A 15067-nucleotide genomic window follows, 5' to 3' on the forward strand; every position below is an offset into this window, starting at 1 on the left:
ATATTTTAAACTAATCGCCCAACACAATTATCGCTAATGGGTAAACTTTATTATTGATCGGATAATGTTAATAATAAACGAATCAACCATAATTTTAATTGGTTATTTATTTCACTGTAAGCAAACAATTCGATGTTTTTTATTGATAGTACTTGTAACGACCATTGATTAAAGATTCTCTTTAATTCTTGCTTTGTTTCTACCCCTTCAATGCTTGATAATATCTTGGTTAAATGTGCATTTACCTGCGATAAAGTATATTGATAAATTATCAAATCATGATTGGTTAAAGCGTACTCTTCATTGGTTTGCCAAAATTTTAATAGTTTTGTCAATGCGGAATTGACCTGTAGATGATCTAAAGAGATCGTATTCATTTTGCCGATTGATTGACGTTTCAATAAACGGTACCCACGTGCCGCTTTACTTTGCGAAAAAAGATGAATTCTAAACTGACTTATTTGCAAAGCAAAGGTAATCAAATCAATAGAATTACCTGTTTTAAGCTCTAATTCAATTTCCTGTATAGGAATTTGATGACCGTTAGGAATAGTGATTGATCCACAATCTAGTGCAATCTCAATCTTACTTTGGTTAAATGCGACTAACCACATACGACGAGTAAAATTGGTAGTAAATTGTGCTTGCAATTGCTTCGCTAAACTATCTAAATCGACTGTTTTAGGTAAAATATCTTGAGGTAATACAGACAGATCTAACGTTTTATTGGGTAAATTAGCATTATATTCTAAACGTTGATGTAATCCAGCAATGGCATGACCTGATGATTTAACCGTTATTTCATATTGTTTAGTTTGCGAATGCGTTTGTATTCCGCGTACTCTGATGCTGCTATGATGAGATTTAAGATAATTATCGGGGGTGTCATAATAGGTATTTTCTAAGTGATAGGTATCGTGTTGCAAAATCATCAACGATTCAAAAAACTGACTAATGGGTTTAATCGTTGCCTGCTCAATTTCGAATTTTAATTCAATCTCATTGCTCATTGATAAATACCTTTGTAATGATGACGAAAACTACCATTAAAATAATGGTATCTAGTATTATATTTTACGCAAATACCAATCATATTGTCATTTTAAAAAGTGCGCCAAAACAGCGCACTAATAAGCAATTGTATCAAATAAACAAAAAAAGGTTATTTTTCGTAAACAGGAAATCGTTGACAAAGTGCTAATACTTGCGACTTAACATTGGCGATGACTTGTTCATCAGTAATATGATCTAATACATCACAAATCCAGTTTGCTAGCTGTTTAGCCTGCTCTTCTTTAAAACCTCGGCGAGTCATAGCTGGTGTTCCCAAACGAATACCGGATGTAATAAATGGACTTTTCGGGTCTTTGGGTACACTATTTTTATTTACGGTAATATTAGCACGACCTAATGCAGCATCGGCCTCTTTGCCGGTAATATTTTTATCAACTAAATCAATTAAAAACAAATGATTTTGGGTTTCACCTGAAACCACTTTATAACCGCGTTTTATAATTTCATTAACCATGGTTTGGGCATTTTTAACCACTTGATGTTGATAGTGTTTATATTCAGGTTCCATTGCTTCCTTTAAGGCCACTGCTTTAGCTGCAATCACATGCATTAATGGCCCACCTTGAGCACCCGGGAATACTGCTGAATTAAGTTTTTTATATAACTCTTCATCACCATCTTTTGCTAAAATTAATCCACCTCGTGGACCACCTAATGTTTTATGTGTAGTCGTCGTCACAACATGAGCAAATGGAATTGGATTTGGATAGACTCCCGCAGCAACTAATCCGGCAACATGTGCCATATCAACAAATAAATATGCGCCCATACTATCAGCTATTTCACGCATTCTTTTCCAATCAACAATACCTGAATAAGCCGAAAAACCACCAATAATCATTTTCGGTTGACTTTTTTGAGCAATTTTAGCCATCTCATCATAATCAATATGACCAGTTTCGTCTACACCATAAGCAACAATATGATAAAGCTTACCTGAGAAACTCACTGGTGCACCATGCGTTAAATGACCACCTTCAGATAAATTCATTCCTAAAACGGTATCACCTGGTTTTAATAACGCAGTATATACGGCAAAATTAGCTTGAGAACCGGAATGCGGTTGAACATTGGCATAGTCTGCACCAAACAATGCTTTAGCTCGATCAATGGCTAATTGTTCAACTACATCTACAAACTCACAACCGCCGTAATAACGTTTTCCTGGATAGCCTTCGGCATATTTGTTTGTCAATTGTGAGCCTTGTGCTTGCATTACCCGAGGACTAGTATAATTTTCGGAGGCAATTAATTCGATATGCTCTTCTTGGCGTCGGTTTTCTCCTTGAATCGCATCCCAAAGATCTTTGTCATAATCGGCTATTGTCATTTGTTTAGTAAACATTTTTTCTCCTAATAGCTAAAGCTTAAGTTATAAAAATTGTTAGTTTATATTTTATGGGAATTTATACTCGCCTATCATAAAGCGATACCTATTTTTTTATCAACATAAAGATGCAATTTGCATACATTTTATTATTAATTGGTTATATGAATAAAAACCTTGTAAATTATGATGTTACCGGTTTGTTATTTAATATAGCTAATTTTAACCAAGACGCTTAATAAAATAAGCTAATAATTATCACATAATCAATTAAAATAATTATATAAACTGTGCTTTTACTTATAACAAGTTGAATATTAATAATTTTTATTTATTACTTCTCGATTTGGCTTAATGAATATATTCAATTAAAATGAAAAGCTGTAATTGATAAAGCTACACTATAAATAATGAAACTAAATAACCTATTATCAATATTAATAGCATTTATTGTGCTATTTAGTATTCGGTTTGCTTTACCTGAAATCGATGGTTTATCCAATGAAGCTAAATCTACCCTCGCTATAGCAGCATTTTCAATTATCATATGGCTTACCGCAGCATTAGAAGATGTCATAAGCGGTTTTATGGTATTGTTATTATTATGTTTATTACATGCCACTACAATTCAAGGTGCTTTAATTGGCTATTCTAATTCAGCTTTGTGGTTAATTGTGATTGGATTTATCATGGCAACATCAATGGATAAGAGTGGTTTATCCAAACGCATTGCACTTATTCTTTTAAATTATTCAGATGGCAAAGTCATCCGAATATGCTGGTCAGTTGCTGCCGTCATGCTGATATTGACTTTTTTAGTTCCTTCAATTACTGCTAGAGTATTATTAATGTTGCCAATTGTGATGGGTATTGCCAGTGCCTTTAACTGTAAACCCGGTAAAAGTAATGCAATTAAAGCGATACTTTTGATTGTCTCAATTAGTGGCACAATGATGAGTATGGCGGTTATCACCGCGCATGCAGCCAATCCAATTACAGCGGGACTTATTGAGAAAAATCTCGATATTACAATTAGTTGGACTTTGTGGTTTAAAGTAGCGGGTTTACCATCTTTAGCGTTATCCATTATTTCGATAATGTTAATCACTATGATCTGGCGACCTGAGTCACTAAATTCACAAAATGCTAAGACATACATCGAACACGAAATCCAAGCGTTAGGTAAACTGACGCGCAAAGAATTATATACTTTAATCGTTTTTGTATTGACGCTAGTGTTATGGGCAACAGATTCCCTTCATAATACTCCTATTTTAGTCGTTGGTCTTGCTAGTAGTATCGCGCTATTGTGGCCTACGATTGGTGCGATAACATGGAAACAAGCACAATCACATATCCCTTGGAGTGTATTTATTCTCTATGGTGCAGGATTATCAATGGGAATGGCCCTCGTGAATACCGGAGCGGCAAAATGGATAGCTGCAATGGCATTTTCTCCATTAGCTGATCTAACCATTGAATGGCAATTGGTAGCAATTATTTGGTTTATCACTGTTTTACAATTGATATTTACTGGTGGCGGACCTAAAACGACAGCACTAATGCCAATTGTTATCACTTTTGCTATGCATAATTACACGAATTCACTGATTTTTAGTATGATTATCGGTATTAATATGCTACATCAATATATTCTACCGGTTAATAACATGCCTAACATGATCATTTTGGGCAGTGGTTATATTAAACCTAGAGAGATGATCATAACTGGGATAATAATGAGTATTGTTTCTGCTATTTTTATGAGCATTATGGTGTTTACTTATTGGCAATGGTTACTTTAATCAACCGTCTGACTAAGGTTTAAAGCGATCTAATCAAGTTAATAAATATTTATTAATTAGATTAATATCATCTAACAAAATGGCAGTTTTGTAATTAGATAATTAAATTAAAACGTTGCAATTAAAAGACCTTTTAAAATTTGTGAATGAAAATGATTATTCGGTATTCCCTTTAACAAAAATGGCTTAATATCCAATAACTAACCCAACTTAAAGCGAAGTAAATAGGCTTGCTTATTTACCGGGATTATTTTACTCTAGTCTTTTTTTATAAGACCATCGCTATTATGACAGATAAACGTTACTTACAAGCAAACAAAGAAGCTAGATTATCGTTATATATTACCCTATTTTATATGGTAAGTTGGATTTTATCTGCTTATTTTCTGAGTAATAAACAAGGGTTATTTGGCTTTCCTGCTTGGTTTGAAGTTTCATGTATTTTTACGCCTATTGGTTTCATTGCTTTGTGTTATATCGTCGTAAAAACGCAATTTAAAAACATCTCTCTTGAAAATAAACCAAATGATTTAACCGTTGATGAGTAAACCTTAATTATGCATACTGATATCATTATACCCTTGGTGCTTTACTTAGTATTTGTCTTTGCCATTTCTGGCTATGCTTATCTTAAACGTAAACAAAGTGATCAATTCACTGATTACTTTATAGGTAACCGTACCATGGGTGGCTTCCTATTGGCAATGACGCTGGCAGCAACGTATATTAGTGCCAGTTCATTCATTGGAGGACCTGGCGCAGCTTATAAATTTGGTTTAGGTTGGGTGTTACTGTCTATGATACAAGTCCCTACGGTACTTCTATCATTAGGCATTTTAGGCAAAAAGTTTGCTATACTCGCGCGTAAATATAATGCCATTACCTTAAGCGACATGCTTTATGCGCATTATAAAAATCGTTTAATTATTTGGTTAGCCAGTATCGCCATTGTCGTAGCCTTTATTGGTGCCATGACCGTACAATTTATTGGTGGGGCTCGCTTATTAGAGTCTTCTGTTGGTATTCCGTATAATTATGGTTTATTAATTTTTGGTATTGGAACCGTTGTTTATACTGCCTTTGGCGGTTTTCGAGCGGGTATTTTAAATGATGCCTTCCAGGGGATGGTAATGCTGATTGGCGCCATTTTATTGTTGGCTGCGATAATCTATGCCGGCGGTGGAGTGAATCATATGATGGAGACCATTAGACAAATAGATCCAGCCTTAATGACACCACAAGGTCCTGACAATTTTATGGATTTTCCTTTTATGGCATCATTTTGGATCTTGGTCTGTTTTGGTGTGGTTGGATTACCGCATACGGCTGTTCGCTGTATGGCTTATAAAGATAGTCAAGCGGTACATCGTGGCATAATTTTAGGAACTATCATTGTTACTGTTATTATGTTTACTATGCATTTATCTGGCGCATTAGGACGGGCCATTTTACCTGACTTGTCGATTCCGGATCAGGTCGTACCCAATTTAATTGTCACTGTTTTACCGCCTGTTATGGCTGGTATCTTTTTAGCTGCACCCTTAGCCGCCATTATGTCAACGATTAATGCTCAATTATTACAAGTTTCATCTGTTTTAATTAAAGACCTTTTCTTATCCATTAAACCAGAAGCTAAAAAAAATGATAAAGCTTTAACACGGGCATCCGTCCTGATTACCTTTATATTTGGTGCACTATTAATAATTGCTGCATGGAACCCACCAGATATGGTGATTTGGTTAAATTTATTAGCATTTGGAGGGCTTGAAGCAGTATTTCTATGGCCATTAGTCTTGGGATTATATTGGAAAAAAGCTAATGCATGCGGTGCTTTATCCTCAATGATTATTGGTGCAGCGACATACATTTTGTTGATATCATATAACATTAAGATATTTGACTTCCAACCCATTGTACCGACATTACTGTTAGGGCTTATCGTATTTATAATCGCCAATAAATTTGGCAACACTTTACATAATAAGGATTATTATGCCTTGGATTCAAATAAAAATTAATACCACCAATGTGCTCGCTGAACAATTTAGCGATCTACTTGAAGCAAGTGGTGCTGTTTCTGTTACATTTCAAGATACCTATGATAATCCGGTATTTGAGCCTCTTCCTGGGGAAACCCGTCTATGGGGTAATACCGATGTCGTTGGCTTATACGAGGCAGATATAGATACCAATAGCTTAGTGAACTTTTTACAAACATCGCCAATTTTCACTCAGGAAGTAAATTATAAAATTGAACAATTGGAAGATAAAGATTGGGAACGTGAATGGATGGATAACTTTCACCCTATGCAATTTGGTCAACGACTTTGGATTTGTCCAAGTTGGCGAGAAGTACCTGATCCTAATGCCGTCAATGTCATGCTTGATCCAGGTTTAGCCTTCGGTACCGGTACCCATCCAACAACCTCTTTATGTTTACAATGGTTTGATAGTTTAGATTTACAAGATAAAACGGTCATTGATTACGGTTGTGGTTCAGGTATTTTAGCGATTGCCGCGTTAAAGTTAGGCGCCAAAGCAGCAATTGGTGTGGATATTGATCCACAAGCCTTACAAGCTAGTCGAGACAATGCCGCACGCAATCATGTCAGTGAAAAATTATCGCTTTATTTAGCCAAAGATTTACCTAACAATCTCGTTGCTGATGTAGTTGTAGCAAATATTTTAGCTGGTCCATTAAAAGAGCTTGAACCTAATATTCAAATTTTAGTTAAGTCTAACGGTTGGTTAGGTCTATCAGGCATATTAGCAAGCCAATCAGATAGTGTTTATCAAGCTTATCAAACACACTTTCAACTCGATCCTATTATCACTCTGGATGAATGGTGCCGTATAACAGGCACTAAGAAGTGATTCAATAAGTTTTATTAATTTTGATAGCAATAATTAGTTTCTGTCAATAAAAGGTATCTTATGGTACCTTTTAACGCTCGCTAAGTGATAAATAATTAATATTAGATAAAATAAGATTAGCTTTACTAAAATAGATCAATACTTTTTCGCTAATTACGTTACGAGAATATTTTAGGGCGGGTAAATTGACAATGAAATATCAATATCATTATAAAATCATAGAAATTGATTAACTAACTAGCTAAATCACTAGCTTCTAAAAATATCATCTTGATACCATTTCAAAATAGATCTGTGCTATGCCTTAATCCTGTGTTCTCCTGAATAAATGACCCCTTTATCTCCTTTAAAAAACCCGATTAATGTTAAACCACATTGTTGAGCTGCTTCTACCGCTAGAGACGTGGCTGCTGACACTGCAAACATGATTTCTACACCACATTTTGCTGCTTTTTGGACCATCTCATAACTTGCTCGACTAGAAACAATAATTACCCCTTGCTGTTGCTGCTGTTTGGCACGAAAACCCAATAATTTATCAAGCGCCACATGGCGACCGATATCTTCAAATCCAGCAATAAAATGTCCTTTATCATCTAACCAGACTGCCGCATGTGTACAACCGGTTTCAGCGCCAACAAGCTGGACTGATTTTAAAAGTGATAGGCTTTGTTGAAAATCATCTAACACGATTTGTATTGTTAATGGTAAACCAGTTAATGATTGGTAAACTTCATTGAGTTGTTCACGACCACAAATACCACATCCCGTACGACCTACCAAATTACGTCTTTTCTGCTTTAGCGCCATAAAACGACGTGTTGACAGCTCAATATTAATCGTTATTCCGTTATCATTCTCTTCGATATCGATACCATAAATGTCATTAACCGATTCTATGATATTTTCACTGAGGGTAAAACCAATTGCAAAGTACTCTAAATCTTTAGGCGTCACCATCATGACAGCATGTGAAATACCATTATAGACTAGCGCTACCGCAACTTCTGTAGCGACAACATCATCCTGTACCCCATTTATTATAGCTTGGTTGAATTTATTTACTGTTAACGTTCTAAGTAATTGCACTGGTTAATAACCTTCTTAATCTTTGTTTAATAAACCCGATCTTACGCTAAATTTTTATTCCGGATAAATTAAAAATAATCGAATAAGTGCCATTGCTACCATACCAACAATAACAATCCACATCAAATTTTTTGTAATAATAGCACTAATTACAGTGGGAATAGTTGCTAAAGCATACTGGTAATGTAGCGTTGGCCATCTATCTGGTTGATAGATCATCAAACTTTGAACCAATAAAGCTGTTAAAATACATAATGGTACATAAGATAGGAAATCTAAAATAATTTGGGGAATCCGCATTTTTCTTACCATCAAAAATGGTATAATTCGCGGTAGCCATGTTACTAAGCCACATCCCAAGATAACCAATAAACTATAAATACTTATTTGCATTTTTGTATTATCACTCCCGTTAAACAACCAATTATTGTAGCAAGTAATAAAGCTAACTCTGGTACCATATATCGCATAAAGAAAATAACCAAAATTGTGACAATTAACATAATACTAAAATTACGCCGTATTGAATGCGTTTTATCGCTGATAAGTTGTAAATAAAGTAAACCGACAAACATCGCTATTAAAGAATAATCGAAACCAAATTGATAGGGATCGGGTAACCAATTTCCCAATACTGCCCCCACAATACAAGATAAAATCCAAGCCACATATGCCGTTAAGTTTAATCCTTGCATCCAATGGGCATTAATACTTTTCTTTTTTGTAATAGCATTCACTGCTACAGCAAACGTTTCATCGGTCAACAAACTGCCAATGGCGATATTATTTAATAATGAAAAGCGTTTGAAATAAGGTGCAACAGTCATACTCATTAATAAATGGCGTAAATTAACCAAAAAAACTGTAAATATAATAGCGGTAATGGGGGCTGACATGGCAATTAAACCGGTGATAATAAATTGAGCTGCTCCAGCGTACACCATAATAGCTAATAGAGTTACTTCTAAAATACTTAAATTAGAAGCTTTACCAATAATTCCTGCCGCAATGCCAATACCTATATAACCTAATAAAGTAGGAATACAATCAGTAACTCCCTCTTTAAATGAGTGATTCATAATCGATCTAATTTGTAATTTTCGTCGTTTTTTTATTATAGAAAATAACTGACGTTTAGGCGATATGATAAGTGAAGAATTTATTGTGCCCTGCATATTTTTATATAAGATAGAGATGGTTTTTTATAATTGCTTAATAAAACCCTTATACTTTCCTTTAGGTAATCGATTGAGATTAATGTAAAATATTTTGTAACGATTCCTCTAACTTGAGAATTTAAAGTTATGTCGATACATGAAATTACCCAATTAACAATGGAATTCATTAAAACTCATCAAATGTGGGCACTACCGATTATTTTCCTGCTATCATTTGGAGAATCATTAGCAATTATTTCGTTAGTAATCCCTGCCACAGCTGTTTTATTAGCTGCCGGAGCTTTAATTGGCACCGATCTTCTTCCTTTTGTGCCGACAATGTTAGCGGCATCGTTCGGGGCGATTTGTGGCGATTGGATATCATATTGGTTGGGAAAACACTATCATCAAAAAGTGATTCAATCTTGGCCACTAAATAAACATCCAAAATTAGTTTATCGTGCAGAACAATTCTTTCAACGTTTTGGCATAATGGGCGTATTTATAGGTAGATTTTTTGGGCCATTGAGGGCTTTAGTTCCTCTTGTGGCAGGCGCGATGCATATGCCTAACTTAAAATTCAATATTGCAAATATTACTTCGGCACCAATTTGGGCATTTGTAATTCTTGCACCGGGAGCTTTTGGTATGCAGTGGTTAGAAACGTTTTTTGGTTAACTATCAATAATGACTAGTATATTTTAAATGGATTCATATAGTACCAATTGTATAAGTGCGTCGACCAGTTTTGCGCCCTAAAGATTCTAAATTGGTTTGTAAGGGCGGAAATGGTAATGTCAGACCATGTTTACAATACTCTTTAATGATCAATTGCTGTATTTCACTACGTAATGGCATACGATGTGACATTTCGGACGCGAATAATCGAACTTCAAATAATTGAATACCTTCTTGAATATCGACTAAAAATACCTGTGGTTCAGGATCATTTAGTACATATTCGCATTCCTTAGCAACTTTTAATAAAATATCCATCACTAATTGGCTATCCGCATCGATCGTCGCGGGAATAGTCAATACGATACGCGTAATTGCATCAGATAACGACCAATTGACTAACTGTTCGGTGATGAACGCTTTGTTAGGCATCACAATTTCTTTTCGATCCCAATCAACAATTGTTGTTGCACGAGTGTTAATTTTCGTGATAGTCCCAGTTAAATCACGAATGGTAACTGTATCGCCAATTCTTACTGGTTTTTCAAACAACATAATTAAGCCTGAAATAAAATTAGCAAAAATTTCTTGTAAGCCAAATCCCAGACCTACCCCCAATGCAGCAATTAGCCATTGAATTTTTGCCCAATCTATCCCGACAAAAGAAAATGCGATCATACAACCAACCAGCAAAATAATATATTTACTGACGGTCGAAATCGCATAGCCTGTTCCTGGTGCTAGATCTAAATGCTGTAAAATACCTAATTCAAGTAAAGCAGGTAAATTTTTAACTAATTGTACCGTTATGGTTAAAACCAAAATAGCGATAAACACCGAGCTCAAACTTATATAGTGTTCAACCTCGTTACCATTGATGATGACTTTTGTTCCCCATAGTTTAATGTTTTCCATAAATGCGAAAGCTGAATGTAATTCTGACCAAAGCAAAACCATACTTATTAATGCTATCATTGCAATAATTGATCGCACTAATTGTAATGATTGGGCACTAATTACATCTAAATCTATCACAGGTTCATCAATCATATCTGGCGTATTAGAATTTGTGGTGTGATCTTCTTCACTTTTGGCTCTTTGAGCAAGTCGTTCTATTCTGCGTTGCTTAGCGCGTTCAAATTCAATACGTCGCTTTTGGATCCACATCCAACGTCGAATCATGAAATAAATAACTAATAAACCAAACCAAGTTACCACTGAGGCTTCTAATCGCCCTAGTAAGATTTGTGCAGTTGATAGGTAACCTAAACAAGCAGCAAAAATTGCGACCCATGGTGCACTTAACAGAATCACCCATAAAATACGACTAAATAAATTACATCCAGAACCTTTTTTATCAATATAAAGCGGAACACCAGCACGATGTATCGCATTAGTCATAAAAACTAAGGCAAAACAAAGTAAAATAAAACTAAATCGACCTATGGTCGCTGCAAATTGCCGATTGTTATAATGATCAAAACTCATGACAATCATCACTAATGGAATAACCACCCATACGGACAATTGGTAATATTTCATTGCTGAGCGAACTTGAAATTCTGGCCAAGCAAAATGGGCAATAAATAATCCCTTTGGTGAAGCAAAATGAGCACTTATGATAAACACCCACAGAATAGGTGCAGCTGCATTAACTCCATAACCTAGAGCCACAACCGCCGGATATTGCCAATTCATCTGTAAGACATAACCTATGATCGCCCATAAAATTGGAATAGGTAATGCCATTAATAGGGAATAAACCACCACTTTCATCGTAAGCGAGAAACTATCTTGAGTCACTTTACCGACTCGCGACGCCGACTTATCTAAATACTGGTTATATTTCGGTTTAGTTTTGAAATCAATGAACACCGCAATTAATGTGATAACCAACAAAAATAGTAATGAAGGGGTTTTAATAATATCGATACAAGCATGATAAATTTGCGACGCAGTATCAACTGAGAATAAAACGAATAGAGTATCTTTTGCAAAATCTAACAAAAAATAGGTATTAATTGGGTTAACATCTGCTACCCAGAAAAAATAACGATGTGCTGCATCATTGACACTATCAATCGCATTTATGAGCTGGCTATTGGCAATTTTTAATTTAGTCAATTCTAATATAATTGTATCATAACCCGACATCGTGGTTTTCAGTAGTTCATTTTGCTCACGTATGAGCTGACGATATTCATTAATTTGTCGATTATCAAATTTATTTTTCGTTAAATTGGGATAATTTTCTAGTTGTTTGAGCGAATTATTATCATTTAGTTGACTTACTTTCGCTTCAGCAATTTCAGCATCTATCGCTTGAGGTTTAGGTTTTTCTGGCAAGTTAAGCAGTTGCAAACGTAACGTTTCTCCTAGAGCAGTAGAAAAACTTAACCATTCACCTTGTTCATCAAGTGTAGCTAATGTATTTTGAACATGCGAAATTTGCGCTAAAATTGTATTCTGATGTGTTGTAATATGAGCAATTTGTTCTTTTTGCCATTTTAGACGATTTTTTAATTCGTTATTTTTACTGGTTAATTGCGTAATAGTATTGGATAAATTTTCACTTGTCTCAATAATAGGCACACTATCCGCTTGAGCAAAAGTAGAAAAAACAGCAATCAAGCCGATAAAAAAACAACCAATAATATTACGCATTTTAAACATATCTAATTAATTTTTGCCATTTTTTGACCAACTCGAGCTGTATCACCGATTTTTAAAGTATCCATAAACTGAATACTATTTTGTGCAAATAACGTAATAACAGTCGATCCTAATTTAAAACACCCGAAATCTTCACCTTTTTCAACATTAATCCCTAGCGGATAGTTCCAACGTTTCATTATCCCTTCTCTTGGCGGTGTAATTATACCTTCCCATTTGATTTCGATGCTTCCAACAATCGTGGCGCCAACTAAAATTTGAGCGACAGGACCAATTTCGGTCTCAAATAAACAAATTACACGTTCATTACGAGCAAAGATATTGGCAATATTTTCAGTCGTGGCTTTATTTACCGAATAAAGTGAACCAGGTACATATATCATCTCTTTAAGTTTACCATTAAAAGGAGCATGAAAACGGTGGTAATTACTTGGAGCTAAATACGTGGTAACATAACTCCCATTGGTAAAATACTTAATCATATCAGGATGACATGCAACTAAAGCATCTAATGAATAAAAGTGTCCTTTTGCTTGTAATAAGGTTTTTTCCTGAATTGAGCCAAATTGACTAATCACTCCATCAGCTGGCATGACAATACTGCTTTCTGAATCATCGATTAATCTAGCATTGGATTTTAAATGTCTGGCAAAGAATTGATTAAATGTTTTATAGTCTTGAGCATTTTCGAATTCTGCCTCACTAAGATCAATTTTATATAGTTTAATAAACCCTTTGATCATCAAAGTAGTTAATCCACCAAACTCTTTTTCTGCTAACCAACCAAACATGCAGGTCAAGAGCTGTTTGGGTAAAAAATATTGAATAATTGCTTTAATTTGATTTAACATGAATTTCAATTCTCTTTTTAATTAATTGAAGATTACTCATCATCAAAGTAGTCAGCGGAATTAGCATAATTATCAAATCGCGACCACTGCCCTTGAAATTTAAGACGAACTTTGCCGATCGGACCATTACGTTGCTTACCTAAAATAATTTCTGCTACGCCTTTATGGTCAGAATTATCATTATAAACTTCATCACGATAAATGAACATAATAACATCTGCATCTTGCTCAATGGATCCTGATTCACGTAAGTCAGAGTTTACCGGACGTTTATCTGCTCGTTGTTCTAAGCTTCGATTAAGCTGAGATAACGCAACTACCGGTACCTGTAATTCTTTGGCTAATGCCTTTAATGACCTCGAAATTTCAGCAATTTCAAGGGTTCGATTCTCAGAAATATTTGGTACCCGCATTAGCTGCAAATAATCCACCATTATCATACTTAAACCATTATGCTCTCGATAAATTCGTCGAGCACGTGAACGTAATTCCATAGGCGTTAAACCAGATGAATCATCAATATACATATTTTTCTTTTCTAGGAGAATACCCATCGTACTTGAGATACGCGCCCAATCGTCATCTTCTAATTGTCCGGTACGAATTTTAGTTTGATCCACTCGCGATAATGAAGCAAGCATACGCATCATAATCTGTTCTGCTGGCATCTCTAGACTAAAAATTAATACTGGTTTTTCCTGCATCATTGCTGCATTTTCACACAGATTCATGGCAAATGTTGTTTTTCCCATCGATGGTCTGGCTGCAACAATAATTAAATCAGAACGTTGTAACCCAGCGGTTTTTTTATCGAGATCAATAAATCCTGTTGAAACCCCCGTGACCCCATCATGAGGCTTTTGGAATAATTCCTCAATCTTCGCGACAGTATCTTCTAAAACTGAGGTAACACTCTTCGGGCCAACACCTTGTTTAGCACGTTGTTCCGCAATTTGAAAGATTTTGGTTTCTGCTAAATCAAGAATGTCTTCACTTTCACGCCCTTCTGTTGTGTAGGCATTATCAGCAATTTCATTTGCTGCACTTATTAACTCCCGTAATATCGCTTGTTGACGAATAATTTCGGTATAAGCGATAACATTGATCGCACTCGGTGTGTTTTTAGATAGCTCCGCTAAATAAGCAAAGCCACCAACATCATTGAGAATATCTTTACTTTCTAAACTTTCAGATAGTGTAATTAAATCTATCGGAATGGATTTACTCACCAAATTTTGCATTTCAGCAAAAATAAGTTGATGATGTCGAGAATAGAAATCACGATCAGTGATCGTTTCAGCAACCCGATCCCAACGTTGATTATCAATCATTAGACTACCTAGAACAGCTTGCTCCGCTTCAATTGAATGCGGCGGTACTTTTATGCTGTGAATATTTGCTTCGCGCTCTCGATATGTGAGTTTATTTGTCATGGTATATCACGTTTAAATTTACTCTTTTTACTGAAAAGAATTCACTCTTTTAATGAAATAGTGTAACACTTTTCTGGAAAGGTTTCATTATCAGCATTTAAGACCA

13 protein-coding genes are annotated in these 15067 nt (G+C 35.1%); 5 read left to right on the forward strand and 8 right to left on the reverse strand.

Features of this window, described 5'->3' with window-relative positions; all coding sequences use genetic code 11:
- Nucleotides 1-50 precede the first annotated feature (50 nt).
- Together JMI89_RS00470 and glyA are read right to left on the reverse strand one after the other, a co-directional pair.
- A complete protein-coding gene (locus JMI89_RS00470) occupies nt 51-1010 on the reverse strand; it encodes an inorganic triphosphatase (RefSeq protein WP_220679037.1) in 960 nt (319 codons plus the stop codon).
- Nucleotides 1011-1162: 152 nt separating this feature from the next.
- Nucleotides 1163-2419, reverse strand: a complete 1257-nt coding sequence (gene glyA, locus JMI89_RS00475; protein ID WP_220679038.1) for a serine hydroxymethyltransferase — start codon at nt 2417-2419, stop codon at nt 1163-1165.
- A gap of 392 nt (nt 2420-2811) precedes the next feature.
- On the opposite strand from glyA, the gene JMI89_RS00480 reads away from it, so the two are divergent.
- The 4 genes from JMI89_RS00480 (at nt 2812) to prmA (ending at nt 7080) form a co-directional block, all read left to right on the forward strand.
- On the forward strand, nt 2812-4206 hold the full coding sequence (locus tag JMI89_RS00480; protein WP_220679039.1) for a DASS family sodium-coupled anion symporter: 1395 nt from the start codon (nt 2812-2814) through the stop codon (nt 4204-4206).
- Between the two features lie 287 nt (nt 4207-4493).
- Nucleotides 4494-4754 carry a YhdT family protein gene (locus JMI89_RS00485; protein WP_187755577.1) on the forward strand — a complete coding sequence of 87 codons (261 nt, stop codon included), beginning with the start codon at nt 4494-4496 and terminating at the stop codon, nt 4752-4754.
- Between the two features lie 9 nt (nt 4755-4763).
- The gene (gene panF, locus JMI89_RS00490) at nt 4764-6224 is read left to right on the forward strand and encodes a sodium/pantothenate symporter (RefSeq protein ID WP_220679040.1); all 1461 of its coding nucleotides are present in this window, start codon (nt 4764-4766) and stop codon (nt 6222-6224) included.
- Complete coding sequence (gene prmA, locus JMI89_RS00495) at nt 6199-7080, forward strand: 50S ribosomal protein L11 methyltransferase (RefSeq protein WP_220679041.1); 882 nt, start codon at nt 6199-6201, stop codon at nt 7078-7080. The genes panF and prmA overlap by 26 nt, the downstream gene beginning before the upstream one ends.
- Nucleotides 7081-7377: 297 nt before the next feature.
- Here prmA and fdhD read toward each other — a convergent pair whose 3' ends face one another.
- The 3 genes from fdhD to JMI89_RS00510 are packed head-to-tail and all read right to left on the reverse strand — an operon-like array spanning nt 7378 to nt 9248.
- The gene (gene fdhD / locus JMI89_RS00500; RefSeq protein ID WP_187755580.1) at nt 7378-8169 is read right to left on the reverse strand and encodes a formate dehydrogenase accessory sulfurtransferase FdhD; all 792 of its coding nucleotides are present in this window, start codon (nt 8167-8169) and stop codon (nt 7378-7380) included.
- Nucleotides 8170-8223: 54 nt separating this feature from the next.
- Complete coding sequence (locus JMI89_RS00505) at nt 8224-8562, reverse strand: AzlD domain-containing protein (protein WP_187755581.1); 339 nt, start codon at nt 8560-8562, stop codon at nt 8224-8226.
- A complete protein-coding gene (locus tag JMI89_RS00510; RefSeq protein ID WP_187755582.1) occupies nt 8553-9248 on the reverse strand; it encodes an AzlC family ABC transporter permease in 696 nt (231 codons plus the stop codon). The genes JMI89_RS00505 and JMI89_RS00510 overlap by 10 nt, the downstream gene beginning before the upstream one ends.
- Before the next feature lie 225 nt (nt 9249-9473).
- Between JMI89_RS00510 and JMI89_RS00515 the strand changes: the two genes are divergently transcribed.
- A complete protein-coding gene (locus tag JMI89_RS00515; protein ID WP_187755583.1) occupies nt 9474-10004 on the forward strand; it encodes a DedA family protein in 531 nt (176 codons plus the stop codon).
- Nucleotides 10005-10037: 33 nt separating this feature from the next.
- Here the strand turns inward: JMI89_RS00515 and mscM are convergent, their stop codons facing one another.
- From mscM to dnaB, 3 genes are read right to left on the reverse strand one after another with little or no spacing between them, the layout of a single operon-like run.
- Nucleotides 10038-12668 carry a miniconductance mechanosensitive channel MscM gene (gene mscM / locus JMI89_RS00520; RefSeq protein WP_220679042.1) on the reverse strand — a complete coding sequence of 877 codons (2631 nt, stop codon included), beginning with the start codon at nt 12666-12668 and terminating at the stop codon, nt 10038-10040.
- Between the two features lie 11 nt (nt 12669-12679).
- Nucleotides 12680-13528 carry an archaetidylserine decarboxylase gene (gene asd / locus JMI89_RS00525; RefSeq protein ID WP_187755585.1) on the reverse strand — a complete coding sequence of 283 codons (849 nt, stop codon included), beginning with the start codon at nt 13526-13528 and terminating at the stop codon, nt 12680-12682.
- A 32-nt stretch (nt 13529-13560) separates the two neighbouring features.
- Nucleotides 13561-14961 carry a replicative DNA helicase gene (gene dnaB / locus JMI89_RS00530; RefSeq protein WP_187755586.1) on the reverse strand — a complete coding sequence of 467 codons (1401 nt, stop codon included), beginning with the start codon at nt 14959-14961 and terminating at the stop codon, nt 13561-13563.
- Between the last annotated feature and the right edge of the window lie 106 nt (nt 14962-15067).

It is taken from the genome of Frischella sp. Ac48, from assembly GCF_019641635.1.
Classification (GTDB): domain Bacteria; phylum Pseudomonadota; class Gammaproteobacteria; order Enterobacterales; family Orbaceae; genus Frischella; species Frischella japonica.